Here is a 14,767-nt window from a genome sequence, read left to right on the forward strand (position 1 = left end):
TCCTTAATCAGAGTCATTGCGGGCTTTGCGGCGCGGGTGCATCCGGCTCGGGCTCGGATGCCGGCTCCGGCGCGAGTTCTTGAGTGGGCTCTTGCGTCGGCTCTTGAACAGGTTCTTGCGGCGGTTCCGGTGCAGATTCTTGCGACGGTACTGGCACAGGTTCTTGCGGCGGTACTGGCGCAGGTTCTTGCGGTGGCACTGGCGATAAAGCGTCAGGCGCTATGTTGGGTGAAGCAGCCGGGATCGGTGCCTGCTCATCCAACATCTCTGGCGCGGTGGCTGGCGCCGGGCTGGAGCGATAGTCGGCACGACGCTTGAGCTGGAATTCACGCACCGCGTTGTTGTGAGCATCCAGATCATCGGAAAACACGTGACTGCCATCACCGCGAGCAACGAAGTACAGGCTATTGCCAGCCACCGGATTCAGCGCTGCATGGATCGCTTCGCGCCCGACCATCGAAATCGGGGTCGGCGGCAAACCGGAAATCATATACGTGTTGTATGGGGTCGCTTCCTTGAGATGGGCGCGGGTCAGCTTGCCGTTGTAACGATCGCCCAAGCCGTAGATCACGGTCGGATCGGTCTGCAGGAGCATGCCCATTTCCATGCGTCGCACGAATACGCCGGCAATCTGCCCGCGCTCCTGTGGGACCCCGGTTTCCTTTTCCACCAGCGAGGCCATGATCAGCGCCTGATAGGGTTCGGTATACGGCACATCAGCGGAGCGCTGGCTCCACTCTTTGGCGAGGACTTCATCAAGCCGGTCATAGGCTTTCTTCAGCAGCTCGACGTCAGTCATGCCACGCACGAAGCGGTAAGTGTCGGGGAAGAATCGCCCTTCGGGAAAGATCCCGCGGTGGCCCAGTTTCTCCATCACCTCGCTATCGCTCAAACCATCGATGGTCTGTTCGAGTTTTTCGTCTTTGGCCAAGGCCGCGCGAACTTGATGGAAATTCCAGCCTTCAACCAGGGTCAGGCTGTACTGAACCATTTCCCCGCGTTTCCACAGATCAATCAGCCCTTCGACAGTCATGCCGGGCTGCATGCGGTATTCGCCTTTGTGCAACGGTTGTCGGGCGAGATTGAAGCGCCAGTAAACCCGCAGCCAGAAAGCGTCCTTGATGACGCCATCGGCTTCGAGTCGATAGAGCGTTCGGGTCGGCGTAGTGCCTTTGGGCACTTCCAGCAGTTCTTCCTGAGTGATATTCAGCGGCTGTTCCAGCGCCGAATGGATTTTCCAGGCCGAAGCACCCAGGCACAGCCCCGCCAGAACCAATCCGGTTTCCAGCAGCAGCAAGAATTTACGTCTCACGTATCAAGCATCCAGTAGCGCGCGGGCAATGGTTTGGAGTTTACGGGTGAGCGGCCCAACCGGCCAGCTCAGTGCTGCATAGGCGCGCACCGGCCAAACGCCATACACGCTGTTGCACACGAATACTTCATCGGCCCATTGCAGCTGATCGAGGGTGATGTCGGTGACTTGCGTGGGGATCCCCAATGACTCGGCTTGAAACAATAATTCCGCACGCATCACCCCGGCTACGCCGCAGCGCTTGAGATCGGCCGTGATCAGAACGCCATCGCGGATCAGGAACATGTTGCTGAACACGCCTTCAATGACCCGCCCGGCCTGATCGAGCATCAAGCCTTCGGCATGATCGGTGTCTTGCCATTCGGAACGGGCAATGACCTGTTCGAGACGGTTCAGGTGTTTGAGCCCAGCCAGCAATGGCTGCCTGGAAAGCCGCGTCGTGCAGGGGAACAGGCGAACGCCCTGCTCCGCATTGGCCGCTGGATATGCCGCAGGAGGGTTGCCCAGCATAATGCGTCGCGCCTGGGCCGAAGGATCGGGCGCATAACCGCGGGCGCTTTCACCCCGGGTGACGATCAGCTTGAGCACACCGTCGCCCAACGCTTGGGCATAGTTCAGCAACTCAGCGCACATTGCTGCATGGTCGAGATTAATTGCCAACCGTTGGCAACCCTTGACCAAACGCACCGTATGCCGATCCAGCAGCACTGGAGTGCCGTTGCGCACGGCAATGGTCTCGAACAGACCATCGCCGTAAGCCAGGCCGCGATCCTTCAGCGACAAAGCGTCAGCCGGCTGACCGTCGACCCAGCTGTCCATCAGTCAGCGAACCGGCGGAACACCAGCGAGCCGTTGGTACCGCCAAACCCGAAGGAGTTGGACAGCACCACATCGATATCCATATTGCGCGCGGTGTGTGGCACGAAGTCGAGGTCGCAGCCTTCGTCCGGCTCATCAAGGTTGATGGTCGGCGGCGCCACCTGACTGTTGATCGCCAGCACACTGAAGATCGCTTCGACCGCGCCCGCCGCACCCAACAGGTGACCGGTCATGGACTTGGTCGAACTGACCGCCAGTTTGTACGCATGATCGCCGAACACGGACTTGATCGCGCAGGCTTCGGCGAGGTCGCCAGCCGAGGTCGAAGTGCCGTGGGCGTTGATGTACTGGACCTGATCGCTATTGATCTTCGCGTCGCGCAAGGCATTGGTGATGCAACGTGCAGCGCCCGCACCGTCGGCAGGTGGCGAAGTCATGTGGAAAGCGTCGCCACTGGTGCCGAAACCGATCAACTCGGCGTAGATGGTCGCGCCACGGGCCTTGGCGTGTTCCAACTCTTCGAGCACCAGCGCACCGGCGCCATCGGACAGTACGAAGCCGTCACGGCCCTTGTCCCATGGACGGCTGGCGCGGGTCGGTTCGTCGTTGCGTGTCGACAGTGCGCGGGAAGCACCGAAGCCGCCCATGCCCAGACCGCAAGCCGCCATCTCGGCACCGCCGGCAATCATCACGTCGGCTTCGTCATACATGATGTTGCGTGCCGCCATGCCGATGCAGTGCGTACCGGTGGTACATGCTGTGGCGATGGCGTAGTTAGGCCCCTGTGCACCCAGGTGGATCGACAGGAAACCGGAAATCATATTGATGATCGAGCCAGGCACGAAGAACGGAGAAATCCGTCGCGGTCCGGAATCATGCAGGGTGCGGCTGGTTTCTTCGATATTGGTCAATCCGCCGATACCGGACCCCATGGCCACGCCGATGCGCTCACGGTTGGCGTCAGTGACTTCCAAACCTGCATTACGAACTGCCTGAAAACCTGCGGCCAGACCGTACTGAATGAACAGGTCGAGCTTTCGGGCTTCCTTGACCGACAGGTATTCCTCGACATTGAAGCCCTTTACCGAGCCGCCAAAACGGGTGGAATAGGCAGAAAGGTCGGTGTGTTCGATCAGACCAATGCCACTGCGGCCAGCCAGAATGCCCTGCCAGCTGCTTGGCACATCCGTGCCCAGTGGCGACAACATACCCATACCGGTGACTACGACGCGTCTACGCGACACAGCACTCTCCTTTTTCAAATGACGACTTTGCATCAGGCCTAAAGAAAAAACCGCACGCCGTGATGGCAGTGCGGTTTTTCCATGACAGCAAGCAACGATTACAAGCTATTAAGCCTGGTGGTTAGTAACGTAATCGATTGCAGCTTGTACAGTAGTGATCTTCTCAGCTTCTTCGTCAGGGATTTCGGTCTCGAATTCCTCTTCCAGAGCCATCACCAGCTCAACGGTGTCAAGGGAGTCGGCACCCAGGTCTTCGACGAAGGAAGCGGTGTTGACCACTTCTTCTTCTTTAACGCCCAGTTGCTCAGCAACGATTTTCTTGACGCGCTCTTCGATGGTGCTCATACCTTGTTTTCACTCCTAATGGACAAATTCAGGCAGCTGGCCAGTGGGTAAGTGTATAGAAAGACTTTTCAGTTTTTCAACTGAAAGCTTCACTCCTCAAACCCTGCAGCCCTCTGCCTATAAAATAGATTGCAGCTTTATAACGGATTTTAGACAGCTCGTATGACATTTTTTTGAAGCAATCCGTCACATTTAACTCATGTACATCCCGCCGTTCACCGGGATTGTAGCCCCAGTAACGTAAGCCGCACCGTCAGATGCAAGAAAAGCGACCACAGACGCGATCTCTTGAGCTTGCCCCAGACGACCCAGCGGAATTTGCGTCTGCAAGGCTTCACGCTGTGCCTCGGGCAGTTCACGGGTCATATCGGTGTCGATGAACCCTGGGGCCACCGAGTTTACCGTAATCGAACGCGAACCGACTTCACGCGCCAGTGCACGGCTGAAACCTTCCAGACCGGCCTTGGCGGCAGCGTAGTTTACTTGGCCTGCGTTGCCCATGGCACCCACAACCGAGCCAATACTGATAATTCGTCCCCAACGGGCTTTGGTCATACCGCGCAAAACGCCCCTGGACAGGCGGAACAGACTGTTCAGATTGGTATCGACGACGTCATGCCATTCGTCATCTTTCATGCGCATCATCAGATTATCGCGGGTGATACCGGCATTGTTGACCAGGATCGCCGGCGCACCGAACTGCGCAATGATGCTCGCCAATACCGCCGCGACAGATTCGTCGCTGGTGACATTGAGCTCCAGGCCAGTACCTTGAATTCCGTTTTCCTTCAGGGTGGCGGCAATACGCTCGGCGCCCGAGGCGGATGTCGCGGTGCCGACAACAATGGCGCCCTGACGACCCAGTTCCAGGGCAATAGCCTGGCCGATTCCGCGGCTCGCACCGGTAACCAGTGCAACTTTACCTTGCAGACTCATGCAAGCTTCTCCTGATTCAGGCCAACGCTGCGCGGGCGGCAGCGAAAGCGTCTGGGGTATTGAGGTTGGATGTCGAAACGCCTTCGGCGCAGCGCTTGTTCAGACCGGCCAGCACTTTGCCCGGGCCGCATTCTATTAACTGGGTAGCGCCCTTGGCGGCCAGCGCCTGGACCGATTCGACCCAGCGCACAGGTTTGTAGAGCTGCTCAAGCAGATCGCGCTTGAGGGTTTCCAGATCGGCCGGCACAGCAGCGCTGACGTTCTGTACTACAGGAATCTGTGGAGCCTGCCAGTCGATCGCCGCGATCGACTCGGCGAAACGCTCGGCGGCCGGACGCATCAGCTCGCAGTGGGACGGTACGCTGACCGGCAATGGCATGGCGCGCTTGGCACCACGGGCCTTGCAGCCTTCGATGGCGCGCTCGACCGCAGCCTTGGCACCGGCAATAACCACTTGGCCAGGGGAGTTGAAGTTAACCGCACTCACCACTTCGCCTTGTGCCGCTTCGGCACAGGCTGCGAGCACGTCAGCATCTTCCAGACCGAGGATCGCGGCCATGCCGCCCTGCCCGGCCGGAACGGCTTCCTGCATCAACTGACCACGGCGCTCAACCAGCTTGACCGCATCGCCCAGACTCAGGCTGCCTGCAGCCACCAGGGCGCTGTATTCGCCCAGGCTGTGTCCGGCAACATAAGCCGGACGCGCGCCGCCTTCAGCCAACCACAGACGCCACAGGGCGATCGAGGCGGTCAGAATGGCTGGTTGGGTTTTGTCGGTTTGATTGAGATGCTCTTCCGGCCCTTGCTGAGTCAGTGCCCACAGGTCGTAACCCAGAGCATCGGAAGCTTCTTTGAATGTTTCAAGGACAACCGGATGTTGCGCGCCCAACTCGGCCAGCATGCCGAGGGACTGCGAACCCTGTCCCGGAAAGACGAATGCGAGGGAAGCAGACATGTAACAAGCCCCTAATGATCTTGTCGTCGGAGAATTGACGTCCCGCCTGGGGACGCAAGAAACTGACAGTTGGATGGCAAATTGAACTGAGCGGTCACATTTAAGCATTGTCCGACGAAAACGCCTAAAGCAACAAATCCTCCAGACGACCGTGAATCCGCTCCGGGAGGTTTTCCTGAATCTCGATCAAGGCACGGGAAATGGCACTCTGGAACCCCTGAACCCCAGCCGAACCGTGGCTTTTCACCACTATCCCCTGCAATCCGAGGAAACTTGCACCGTTATGCCGTGCGGGTGCCAGTTCGGCTTGCAGTCGCTTCATCAGCGGCAAAGCCAGAGCGCCGACCATTTTCGACGCGAAGTTTTTCTTGAACAAGGCTTCGATGCGCCCGGCAATCATGGTCGCCAGACCTTCGCTGGACTTGAGCAGGATATTGCCGACAAAGCCGTCACACACCACCACATCCGCTTCGCCACGGTACAAACCGTCCCCTTCGACAAAACCGATGTAATTGATGCCTCGGGCACTCTGTAGCAAGGTGGCGGCCAGTTTGACCTGCTGATTGCCCTTGATGTCTTCAGTGCCGATATTCAGCAATGCGACACGTGGACGAACGATACCCAGGGTTTCCGCTGCCACCGACCCCATCACCGCAAACTGCAACAGATGTTCGGCACTGCAATCGACGTTGGCGCCCAGATCGAGCAACTGGCAGTAACCCTTCTGCGTCGGGATGGCCGCCACCATGGCCGGCCGATCAATACCCGGCAAGGTCTTGAGGACAAATCGCGACAACGCCATAAGCGCGCCCGTATTGCCGGCACTGACACAGGCCTGGACCTTGCCATCACGCAACAACTCGAGCGCCACGCGCATTGACGAATCAGGCTTGCCTCGCAACGCCTGGGCAGGCTTCTCGTCCATCGTAATGACTTCGGATGCCGGGGCAATCGACAGGCGCGCGCGATCCACAACCGGCTGGCTGGCGATCAGTTCTTCAAGAAGGGAGGGTTGACCGACGAGGGTCAGGTAAAGCGAGGGCGTAACAGACAGACAAGCAAGGCTGGCCTGAACAATGCTGCGGGGACCGAAGTCCCCGCCCATTGCGTCAATCGCGATGACTTGAGCAGACAAGGATTACTCGTCAGCGCCCTTGTCGATCACTTTACGACCACGGTATACGCCTTCTGGCGATACGTGGTGACGCAGGTGAACTTCACCGGTGGTTTTTTCTACAGACAGGGTGCTAGCCTCGAGAGCGTCGTGCGAACGGCGCATGTCACGGGCAGAGCGGGATTTTTTGTTCTGCTGAACAGCCATAATTGATTAACTCCTAAACGTTTGGGTCACGCTTTAACTGCGCCAATACACTGAACGGGTTGGACCGCGTTACCTCGTCCTCGCTCGGTTCGGGCTCATCGAGACCCGCCGGCTGCTGGCATTCTTCCGGATGATGAGCAGGCACAATGGGCAAGGCGAGCAGAAGCTCCTCCTCGATCAGTGACTGCAGATCCAAAGGATCTTCGCCCAGTTCCAGCACGTCATAACCTTTCGGCAACGACTGGGTATTCGCACCCTCCTTCACCACAGCATAACTGCATTCGCTATGGATCGGCAGGGTGACCAGCTCAAGACAACGCTGGCAAACCATTTTGACTTCGGTGTCGATAAAGCTGTGGATTACCACAGACTTACGTTCATCTCGTTCAAAAACGAATTTAGCCTGCACCGTACCGACAGTATCGGAAAGCGGGTCGCAGAGTCTCTCCAAATCGGCCAGCAGCAGTTCACCTTGAAGGGTGGTGCCACGATCAGCCAATTTGCGCGGGTCAACGTGAGGTGGAATCGGGTCATTCAACATAGGCGCAGCATTATAGGGATGCACCCGGCCATGTCAAAGGAAATTCAGCCCTGTCCGTCACTTGGAAGCCTCGCTAGAATTCGCCCCTGCCTTTTGGAGATGCGCATGCTGCCTTTATTACTCGCTTCAAGCTCGGTCTATCGCCGGGAATTGCTGGCCCGCTTGCAGCTGCCTTTCACGTGCAGCTCGCCGGATATCGACGAAAGTCACCGTCCGGGCGAGTCAGCCATCGAACTGGTAAAGCGCCTCGCCGAAGAGAAAGCCCGCGCACTGGCCGACAGCCACCCTGCTCACCTGATCATCGGCTCCGACCAGGTTGCGGTGCTCGGCGACAGGATTATCGGCAAGCCTCACACCTTCGAAAAGGCCCGCGAGCAGTTGCTGGCGGCAAGCGGTGCCAGCGTAACCTTCCTCACCGGCCTTGCCTTGCTCAACAGCAGAACCGGCGACTGCCAGGTTGACTGCGTGCCCTTCACCGTACACATGCGCGCGCTCGACATCGACCGCGTCGAACGCTACCTGCACGCCGAGCAGCCCTACGACTGCGCTGGCAGCTTCAAGGCCGAAGGCTTGGGGGTGAGCCTGTTCCAAAGCACCGAAGGCCCGGACGCCACCAGCCTGATCGGCCTGCCGCTGATTCGCCTGGTGGACATGCTGCTGATCGAGGACATCCAAATCCCTTGAATAAAAAAACCGGCCACTTGGGCCGGCTCTTATGTAGCGACCACACTTAGCGCAATGAAGGCCCCTGGAAGCCCATCCACATTGCCAAATGCTCGGCCACACTGGCGCCGAGCTTCTTCGAAAAGCGGTCGAATGGCGACTCCTGAACGGTGAAGTCCACCAGCTCTTTTTCGCCGATCACATCACGCGCCACGGAACTGGCATTCCCCAGACCATCGATCAGCCCCAGCGGTAGCGCCTGCTCGCCGGACCAGACCAAGCCGGAGAACAGCTCCGGATGCTCTTTGTCTTTGAGGCGATCGCCACGGCCTTTCTTGACGCTGTTGATGAACTGCTGATGAGTGGTATCGAGCACGCCCTGCCAAAACTGGGTTTCCTCAGGCTTCTGCGGCTGGAACGGATCGAGGAACGATTTGTGCTCACCGGAGTTGTAGGTACGACGCTCGACACCCAGCTTTTCCATGGTGCCGACAAAGCCATAACCGGCAGCCGTCACACCAATGGAACCCACCAGGCTCGCCTTGTCGGCGTAGATCTGATCTGCCGCACTGGCGATGTAGTAAGCCCCTGAAGCGCCCAGATCCGAGATCACCGCGTAAAGCTTGGTGTCCGGATGCAGGCCGCGCAGACGGCGGATTTCGTCATAGACGTAACCCGACTGCACTGGACTGCCGCCCGGACTGTTGATCCGCAGGATCACACCCTTGACCTTCTTATCCTCAAAAGCCGCGCGCAGGCTACCCACGATATTGTCAGCACTGGCCGGCTCCTTGTCGGCGATCATGCCGTTCACGTCGATCAGCGCGGTGTAGTGACCACTGAGCGTGCCGGCTTTTTCCATGTCCATCAGCGGTGTGAACAGAATCAGCGCACCAAACAGGTACACAAAGGTCAGCAACTTGAAGAAAATTCCCCAGCGACGTGACCGGCGCTGCTCCTGCACACTGGCCAGCAGGGTCTTTTCCAGCAGCTTCCAGCTTTTTTCGTCACCGCTCTCTGCGCTCGCCTTGGCGGGCGCTTTCCATTCGTCGGTCATGCCATGTACCCCAGCAAAAACGGTTTAAGCCTGACTCAGCCAGGCATGCAATTCTGAAAAACGGTCAATGGCCAGCCGTGGCTCGAACAGCTTCAGCGCATCGATCGATTGAGCGCCATAGCTGACTGCCACCGAATCCATGCTAGCGTTGCGCGCCATTTGCAGGTCAAAGGACGAATCGCCCACCATCAACGCCTGCTCCGGACGAACTTCGCAATGGGCGAGGATCTGCTCCAGCATCAGCGGATGGGGTTTGCTGGCGGTTTCGTCGGCGGCACGGGTGATAGCGAAATAATTTTCCCAGCCATGCGCCTTCAGCACCCGATCCAGTCCGCGACGAGCCTTGCCGGTCGCGACTGCCAAGTGATATCCCTCGGCGCGAAACGCCTCCATCGACTCGACCACGCCCTCGAACAACGGCGAAGGCACAGCCTCAGCCGCAATGTAGTGATCGGCGTAGTGATCGCGAAACGCGATCAGCTCGGCATCGCCGATTTCCGGGTACAACGTGCGAATCGCTTCCGGCAAGCCCAGACCGATGATGCCCTTGACGGCAAAATCATCGCGCAACTCAAACCCGGAACGCTCGGACGCGACGTGCATCGCCTCGACAATCCGACCAATGGAATCAGCGAGCGTGCCATCCCAATCGAAAATCAGCAGCTTGTAATCAGATGGGCGCACTCAATCGCTCCACAGTCTTGACCCACATCTCGTCGACAGGGGCCTGCAATTTCAGCTCGCCGCCATCCGGCAGCGGCACGGTCAGCATGTAGGCGTGCAGGAACAGGCGCTTGCCGCCCAGATCCCGAATCTCTTTGCTGAAATCGTCATCGCCGTACTTGGTATCGCCAGCAATGCAATGCCCGGCGTGCAGTGTATGGACGCGGATCTGGTGAGTCCGGCCGGTGATCGGCCTGGCCTCGACCAGGGTGGCAAAGTCGCCGAAGCGGCGCAGGACCTTGAACACGGTCACAGACTCCTTGCCCTCCTCCTCGTCGACCTCGACCATGCGCTCGCCGGAGCGCAGATTGCTCTTGCCGAGCGACGCTCGGACTTGCTTGATCGAAGCCGCCCAGTTGCCGCGAACCAGCGCCATGTAGCGCTTGTCGACGCCATCGCCGCGCAATGCCGTGTGCAAGTGACGCAGCATGCTGCGCTTCTTGGCGATCATCAGCAGGCCGGAGGTATCACGGTCGAGACGGTGAACCAGTTCGAGCTCCTTGCAATCGGGACGCAACTGACGAAAGGCTTCGATCACGCCGTAAGTCAAGCCGCTACCGCCGTGAACAGCGATGCCGCAAGGCTTGTTGATCACGATCAGCGCTTTGTCTTCATAGACAATCGAGGCTTCGAGGCGTTGTAGCAGGCCCTGGGCCAGCGGCACCGGTTCGTCGCGCTCAGGCACGCGAACCGGCGGCACGCGCACGATATCGCCCGCTTGCAGCTTGTATTCGGGCTTGATCCGACCTTTGTTCACTCGCACTTCGCCTTTGCGCAAAATGCGGTAAATCAAGGTCTTGGGCACGCCTTTGAGCCGAGCGAGAAGGAAGTTATCAATACGTTGGCCGGCATATTCCGGCGAGACCTCCAGCAGTTGTACGGCTGGGGTCGAAGGGGCAGTAGTCGTCATGGCGCGAATGATAACAATTTTTTATGGAATTGAAGCACTTAATCATTGCTGCTATAGTCGCGAACGCCGCCAAAAGTGGCCTGGACAGCGGACTAACGGTCAAAAACCGGCCCTGACCAACGCAATTCACGAGGACGAGAGGCCGTCCTACGGGGCTTTCGCTACGTAACGGTAGAGTTTGCAGTTGTAACGAACGCAGGTGACATGAGGCCTGAAGCATGCCGCAAAGCAGAGTTTTCACTCGCCTTGCGAGCAAATATTCACGGCCAGTTCACAAAGTGCAGTCAGCTACGAACGACCCCGAGCGAACGCTTCGGAAACAACGCCTAAATTAGCCATGATGCGTGACCTCCCCTTTCGGAGCTCACGGTAAATGCCAACCCGCTGCGGATTCTGCGCGCGGCAGCACCCGAATTATCAGGGATACGTGTAGGGTGGAGATGCACAACCGCTGGACTGTGTAGCAATAGGCTTTATCAAGACGCTTCATCTCGTCCACAGCCGCTGGTTGATTCCTCCTCCTGACTGAGTGCTTAAGTAGCCACAGCAAGCAGGACGCGTACGTCGCGACGCCGGCCCACATTGGCCGCCATCGCTAGACACTGGAGTGTCCAACCACTCCTGACGCACCTGACACCGACCGTGAGAAGTCGTGTGTGCCGAACGCCGTTTCCGGCAGCCCGGAAACCGACGGTACTACATGAAAAGAATGCTGATTAACGCAACTCAACCCGAAGAGTTGCGTGTTGCACTGGTAGATGGCCAGCGCCTCTACGACCTGGACATCGAATCCGGTGCACGCGAGCAGAAAAAGGCCAACATCTATAAAGGCCGGATTACTCGCATTGAACCAAGCCTTGAGGCTGCCTTTGTCGATTTCGGCTCTGAGCGCCATGGCTTCCTGCCCCTCAAAGAAATCTCCCGCGAATATTTCAAGAAAGCCCCCGAAGGCCGCGTCAACATCAAGGACGTCCTGAGCGAAGGCCAGGAAGTCATCGTTCAGGTCGAAAAAGAAGAACGTGGCAACAAGGGCGCGGCCCTGACCACTTTCATCAGCCTGGCCGGTCGTTACCTCGTACTGATGCCGAACAACCCGCGTGCCGGCGGTATCTCCCGTCGCATCGAAGGTGAAGAGCGCAACGAACTGCGTGAAGCCCTGAACGGTCTGGTTGCCCCGGCCGACATGGGTCTGATCGTGCGCACTGCCGGCCTTGGCCGCAGCAGCGAAGAAATGCAGTGGGACCTCGATTACCTGCTGCAACTCTGGACCGCCATTAAAGAAGCGTCGCTGGATCGTTCCGCGCCATTCCTGATCTACCAGGAAAGCAACGTGATCATCCGCGCCATCCGCGATTACCTGCGCCAGGACATCGGCGAAGTGCTGATCGACAGCGTTGAAGCCCAGGACGAAGCCCTGACCTTCATCCGCCAGGTGATGCCGCAGTACGCCAGCAAGATCAAACTGTACGAAGACAGCGTTCCGCTGTTCAACCGTTTCCAGATCGAAAGCCAGATCGAGACCGCGTTCCAGCGCGTCGTCGAACTGCCTTCCGGCGGCTCCATCGTTATCGATCCGACCGAAGCCCTGGTGTCCATCGACATCAACTCGGCGCGCGCCACCAAAGGCAGCGACATCGAAGAAACCGCCCTGCAGACCAACCTTGAAGCCGCCGAAGAAATCGCCCGTCAGTTGCGCTTGCGCGACATCGGCGGCCTGATCGTCATCGACTTCATCGACATGACCCCTGCCAAGAACCAGCGCGCCGTGGAAGAGAAAGTCCGCGAATGCCTGGAAGCCGACCGCGCTCGCGTGCAAGTCGGTCGCATCTCGCGCTTCGGCCTGCTGGAAATGTCCCGCCAGCGCCTGCGCCCATCGCTCGGCGAAAGCAGCGGCATTGTTTGCCCACGTTGCAACGGCACCGGCATCATCCGTGACGTCGAATCGCTGTCGCTGGCGATCCTGCGCCTGATCGAAGAAGAAGCCCTGAAAGACCGCACCGCCGAAGTTCGCGCACAAGTGCCGATCCCGGTGGCCGCGTTCCTGCTCAACGAAAAACGCAACTCGATCACCAAGATCGAACTGCGCACCCGTGCCCGCATTGTCATTCTGCCGAACGATCACCTCGAAACGCCGCACTTCGAAGTTCAGCGTCTGCGCGACGACAGCCCGGAAGCCGCGGTCGGCCAGTCCAGCTACGAGATCGCTGCTGCCGCTGCCGAAGTCGAAGAAGTCCAGCCAGCCGCTGCGACCCGCACCCTGGTTCGCCAGGAAGCCGCGGTCAAGACGGCTCCGGCCCGCGCCAACGCTCCGGTTCCGACCGAAGTCGTCGCTGCCGCACCTGTTGCCGCACCGGCCCTTGCACCTGAACCAAGCCTGTTCAAAGGTCTGGTGAAGTCGCTGGTCAGTCTGTTCGCTACCAAAGAAGAGCCTGCTGCTCCGGTTGTGGTTGAAAAACCGGCCACCGAGCGTCCGGCCCGCAACGAAGAGCGTCGCAACGGTCGTCAGCAGAGCCGCAACCGTAACGGTCGCCGCGATGAAGAACGCAAACCTCGCGAAGAACGTGCACCGCGTGAAGAACGCGCACCACGTGAGCCGCGCGAAGCTCGTGAAGAAACGCCAGCAGTCGCCCGCGAAGAACGCGCTCCACGTGAAGAACGCGCACCACGTGCTCCTCGTGAAGAACGTGCACCGCGCGCTCCACGCGAAGACCGCAAGCCCCGTGGCGATCGTGAAGAGCGTCCGGTTCGTGAACTGCGTGAACCTCTGGATGCCGCTCCGGCCGCCGCTGCTGCTACCGCCACTGCTGAAGAGCGTCCAGCCCGCCAGCCACGCGAAGAACGCGCTCCACGCCCACCGCGTGAAGAGCGTCAACCACGTGCCGAGCAAGCTGCAGCCGCCGTTGCCGAAGAAGAGCTGACGGGTAACGAAGAGCAACTGCAGGAAGACGGTCAGGAAGGCGCCGAAGGCGATCGTCCACGCCGCCGCTCCCGTGGCCAGCGTCGTCGCAGCAACCGTCGCGAGCGTCAACGTGATGCCAACGGCAACGTGATCGAAGGTTCGGATGAATCCGAGTCCGCCGAAGGTAGCGAAACCAGCGAAGCGCCAAGCGCTGCCGATCTGGCCGCCGGCCTGGCTGTTACCGCAGCCGTTGCCAGCACCGTGATCAGCGCTCCAGCCGAAGCACAGGCCAACGAGCAAGCCGAACGCGCCACTGCCGCCACCCTGGAAACTGCTCCAGTGGAAGCGCCAGTCGTAGAAGCGACCACTCCGGTGGAAGCAACAGCGTCCCCGGAAATCGAAGTCGCTCCGGTTCGTGAAGCACAGCCTGAAGTTGAAGCTGCCGTCGTCACTGAAGCGCCTGCAGTTGTTGCAGAACCGGGTGTCGAAACCGTTGCCGAAACAGTGACCGAAACTGTTCGTGAGGTTCGCGAAGAGCAAACCGCGTTCAATTGGGTTGCCGAGCCAGTCGCTACCGAAACTCCAGCGCCAGCCGTTGAAGCCCAGGTTGCTGAAGCGTGGGTCTCTGAGCCAGTGGTTGCTGCCGTTGAGCCTGCTCCGGTGGTTGAAGCGCCGGTAGTTGCCGAAGTGGCTGCACCGGAAGTCGAAGCGGCTCCAGTCAGCGCACTGACGCCAAGTGGCCGTGCGCCGAACGACCCGCGTGAAGTGCGTCGTCGCAAGCGTGAAGCCGAGCGTCTGCAGAAGGAAGCCGAACTGGCTGCCGCTGCTGCTCCGGTCGCTGTCGAAGCGGCACCGGTTGTTGCTGAAGTCATCGAGGCTGCCGCCCCGATTGCTGAAGTCGCCGCCGAACCAGTTGAATCAGTGATCGACGAAGCGCCGCGCTCCGTTCAGGAAGCGGTAGAGCAACACGAGCAAGCCCTGGAAAAAGAGCACGAGCCTAAACCCCTCGCCTGATTCCATCGGCCACTAAAAAGCCCCGCCT

14 protein-coding genes are annotated in these 14,767 nt (G+C 59.2%); 2 read left to right on the forward strand and 12 right to left on the reverse strand.

Annotated features, from left to right (window positions below; translation table 11 throughout):
- Positions 1-13: 13 nt before the first annotated feature.
- The 9 genes from mltG to ACA055_RS22130 form a co-directional block, all read right to left on the reverse strand.
- Positions 14-1,312, reverse strand: coding sequence for an endolytic transglycosylase MltG (mltG, locus tag ACA055_RS22090; RefSeq protein WP_497680579.1), 1,299 nt, complete (start codon positions 1,310-1,312; stop codon positions 14-16).
- A gap of 3 nt (positions 1,313-1,315) precedes the next feature.
- Positions 1,316-2,131, reverse strand: a complete 816-nt coding sequence (gene pabC, locus ACA055_RS22095; protein WP_497680580.1) for an aminodeoxychorismate lyase — start codon at positions 2,129-2,131, stop codon at positions 1,316-1,318.
- Positions 2,131-3,375, reverse strand: a complete 1,245-nt coding sequence (gene fabF / locus ACA055_RS22100) for a beta-ketoacyl-ACP synthase II (protein WP_131062725.1) — start codon at positions 3,373-3,375, stop codon at positions 2,131-2,133. The genes pabC and fabF overlap by 1 nt, the downstream gene beginning before the upstream one ends.
- 108 nt (positions 3,376-3,483) lie before the next feature.
- Positions 3,484-3,720, reverse strand: coding sequence for an acyl carrier protein (acpP, locus tag ACA055_RS22105; RefSeq protein ID WP_003442511.1), 237 nt, complete (start codon positions 3,718-3,720; stop codon positions 3,484-3,486).
- A 192-nt stretch (positions 3,721-3,912) separates the two neighbouring features.
- Positions 3,913-4,656, reverse strand: coding sequence for a 3-oxoacyl-ACP reductase FabG (gene fabG, locus ACA055_RS22110; protein WP_497680581.1), 744 nt, complete (start codon positions 4,654-4,656; stop codon positions 3,913-3,915).
- A gap of 16 nt (positions 4,657-4,672) precedes the next feature.
- Complete coding sequence (gene fabD / locus ACA055_RS22115) at positions 4,673-5,611, reverse strand: ACP S-malonyltransferase (RefSeq protein ID WP_497680582.1); 939 nt, start codon at positions 5,609-5,611, stop codon at positions 4,673-4,675.
- A gap of 124 nt (positions 5,612-5,735) precedes the next feature.
- A complete protein-coding gene (plsX, locus tag ACA055_RS22120) occupies positions 5,736-6,746 on the reverse strand; it encodes a phosphate acyltransferase PlsX (protein ID WP_497680583.1) in 1,011 nt (336 codons plus the stop codon).
- A gap of 3 nt (positions 6,747-6,749) precedes the next feature.
- Entirely contained in the window at positions 6,750-6,932 is a 183-nt protein-coding gene (gene rpmF, locus ACA055_RS22125; RefSeq protein WP_003179396.1) for a 50S ribosomal protein L32, read from the reverse strand.
- Positions 6,933-6,945: 13 nt separating this feature from the next.
- On the reverse strand, positions 6,946-7,473 hold the full coding sequence (locus tag ACA055_RS22130; RefSeq protein WP_004371317.1) for a YceD family protein: 528 nt from the start codon (positions 7,471-7,473) through the stop codon (positions 6,946-6,948).
- Between the two features lie 105 nt (positions 7,474-7,578).
- Between ACA055_RS22130 and ACA055_RS22135 the strand changes: the two genes are divergently transcribed.
- On the forward strand, positions 7,579-8,157 hold the full coding sequence (locus ACA055_RS22135) for a Maf family protein (protein WP_497680584.1): 579 nt from the start codon (positions 7,579-7,581) through the stop codon (positions 8,155-8,157).
- Positions 8,158-8,203: 46 nt separating this feature from the next.
- Here the strand turns inward: ACA055_RS22135 and sppA are convergent, their stop codons facing one another.
- Genes sppA through rluC form a run of 3 tightly spaced genes read right to left on the reverse strand, consistent with a single transcriptional unit; the run spans position 8,204 to position 10,826 of the window.
- Complete coding sequence (gene sppA / locus ACA055_RS22140) at positions 8,204-9,193, reverse strand: signal peptide peptidase SppA (RefSeq protein ID WP_497680585.1); 990 nt, start codon at positions 9,191-9,193, stop codon at positions 8,204-8,206.
- A 24-nt stretch (positions 9,194-9,217) separates the two neighbouring features.
- A complete protein-coding gene (locus ACA055_RS22145) occupies positions 9,218-9,877 on the reverse strand; it encodes an HAD-IA family hydrolase (RefSeq protein ID WP_497680586.1) in 660 nt (219 codons plus the stop codon).
- Positions 9,864-10,826: a 23S rRNA pseudouridine(955/2504/2580) synthase RluC gene (gene rluC, locus ACA055_RS22150; protein ID WP_497680587.1), complete on the reverse strand. Its 963-nt coding sequence runs from the start codon at positions 10,824-10,826 to the stop codon at positions 9,864-9,866. Before rluC ends, ACA055_RS22145 begins: the two co-directional genes overlap by 14 nt.
- A 700-nt stretch (positions 10,827-11,526) precedes the next feature.
- Between rluC and rne the strand changes: the two genes are divergently transcribed.
- Positions 11,527-14,739, forward strand: coding sequence for a ribonuclease E (gene rne / locus ACA055_RS22155; RefSeq protein WP_497680588.1), 3,213 nt, complete (start codon positions 11,527-11,529; stop codon positions 14,737-14,739).
- Positions 14,740-14,767 lie beyond the last annotated feature (28 nt).

Source organism: Pseudomonas sp. LBUM1657, from assembly GCF_059716075.1.

What these genes read in the sequence shown, in the direction of transcription:
- rluC (WP_497680587.1), bottom strand. Translation starts at nt 10,826, where the DNA reads ATGACGACTACTGCCCCTTCGACCCCAGCCGTACAACTGCTGGAGGTC.
- rne (WP_497680588.1), top strand. Translation starts at nt 11,527, where the DNA reads ATGAAAAGAATGCTGATTAACGCAACTCAACCCGAAGAGTTGCGTGTT.
- acpP (WP_003442511.1), bottom strand. Translation starts at nt 3,720, where the DNA reads ATGAGCACCATCGAAGAGCGCGTCAAGAAAATCGTTGCTGAGCAACTG.
- ACA055_RS22130 (WP_004371317.1), bottom strand. Translation starts at nt 7,473, where the DNA reads ATGTTGAATGACCCGATTCCACCTCACGTTGACCCGCGCAAATTGGCT.
- sppA (WP_497680585.1), bottom strand. Translation starts at nt 9,193, where the DNA reads ATGACCGACGAATGGAAAGCGCCCGCCAAGGCGAGCGCAGAGAGCGGT.
- fabD (WP_497680582.1), bottom strand. Translation starts at nt 5,611, where the DNA reads ATGTCTGCTTCCCTCGCATTCGTCTTTCCGGGACAGGGTTCGCAGTCC.
- ACA055_RS22135 (WP_497680584.1), top strand. Translation starts at nt 7,579, where the DNA reads ATGCTGCCTTTATTACTCGCTTCAAGCTCGGTCTATCGCCGGGAATTG.
- rpmF (WP_003179396.1), bottom strand. Translation starts at nt 6,932, where the DNA reads ATGGCTGTTCAGCAGAACAAAAAATCCCGCTCTGCCCGTGACATGCGC.
- pabC (WP_497680580.1), bottom strand. Translation starts at nt 2,131, where the DNA reads ATGGACAGCTGGGTCGACGGTCAGCCGGCTGACGCTTTGTCGCTGAAG.
- fabG (WP_497680581.1), bottom strand. Translation starts at nt 4,656, where the DNA reads ATGAGTCTGCAAGGTAAAGTTGCACTGGTTACCGGTGCGAGCCGCGGA.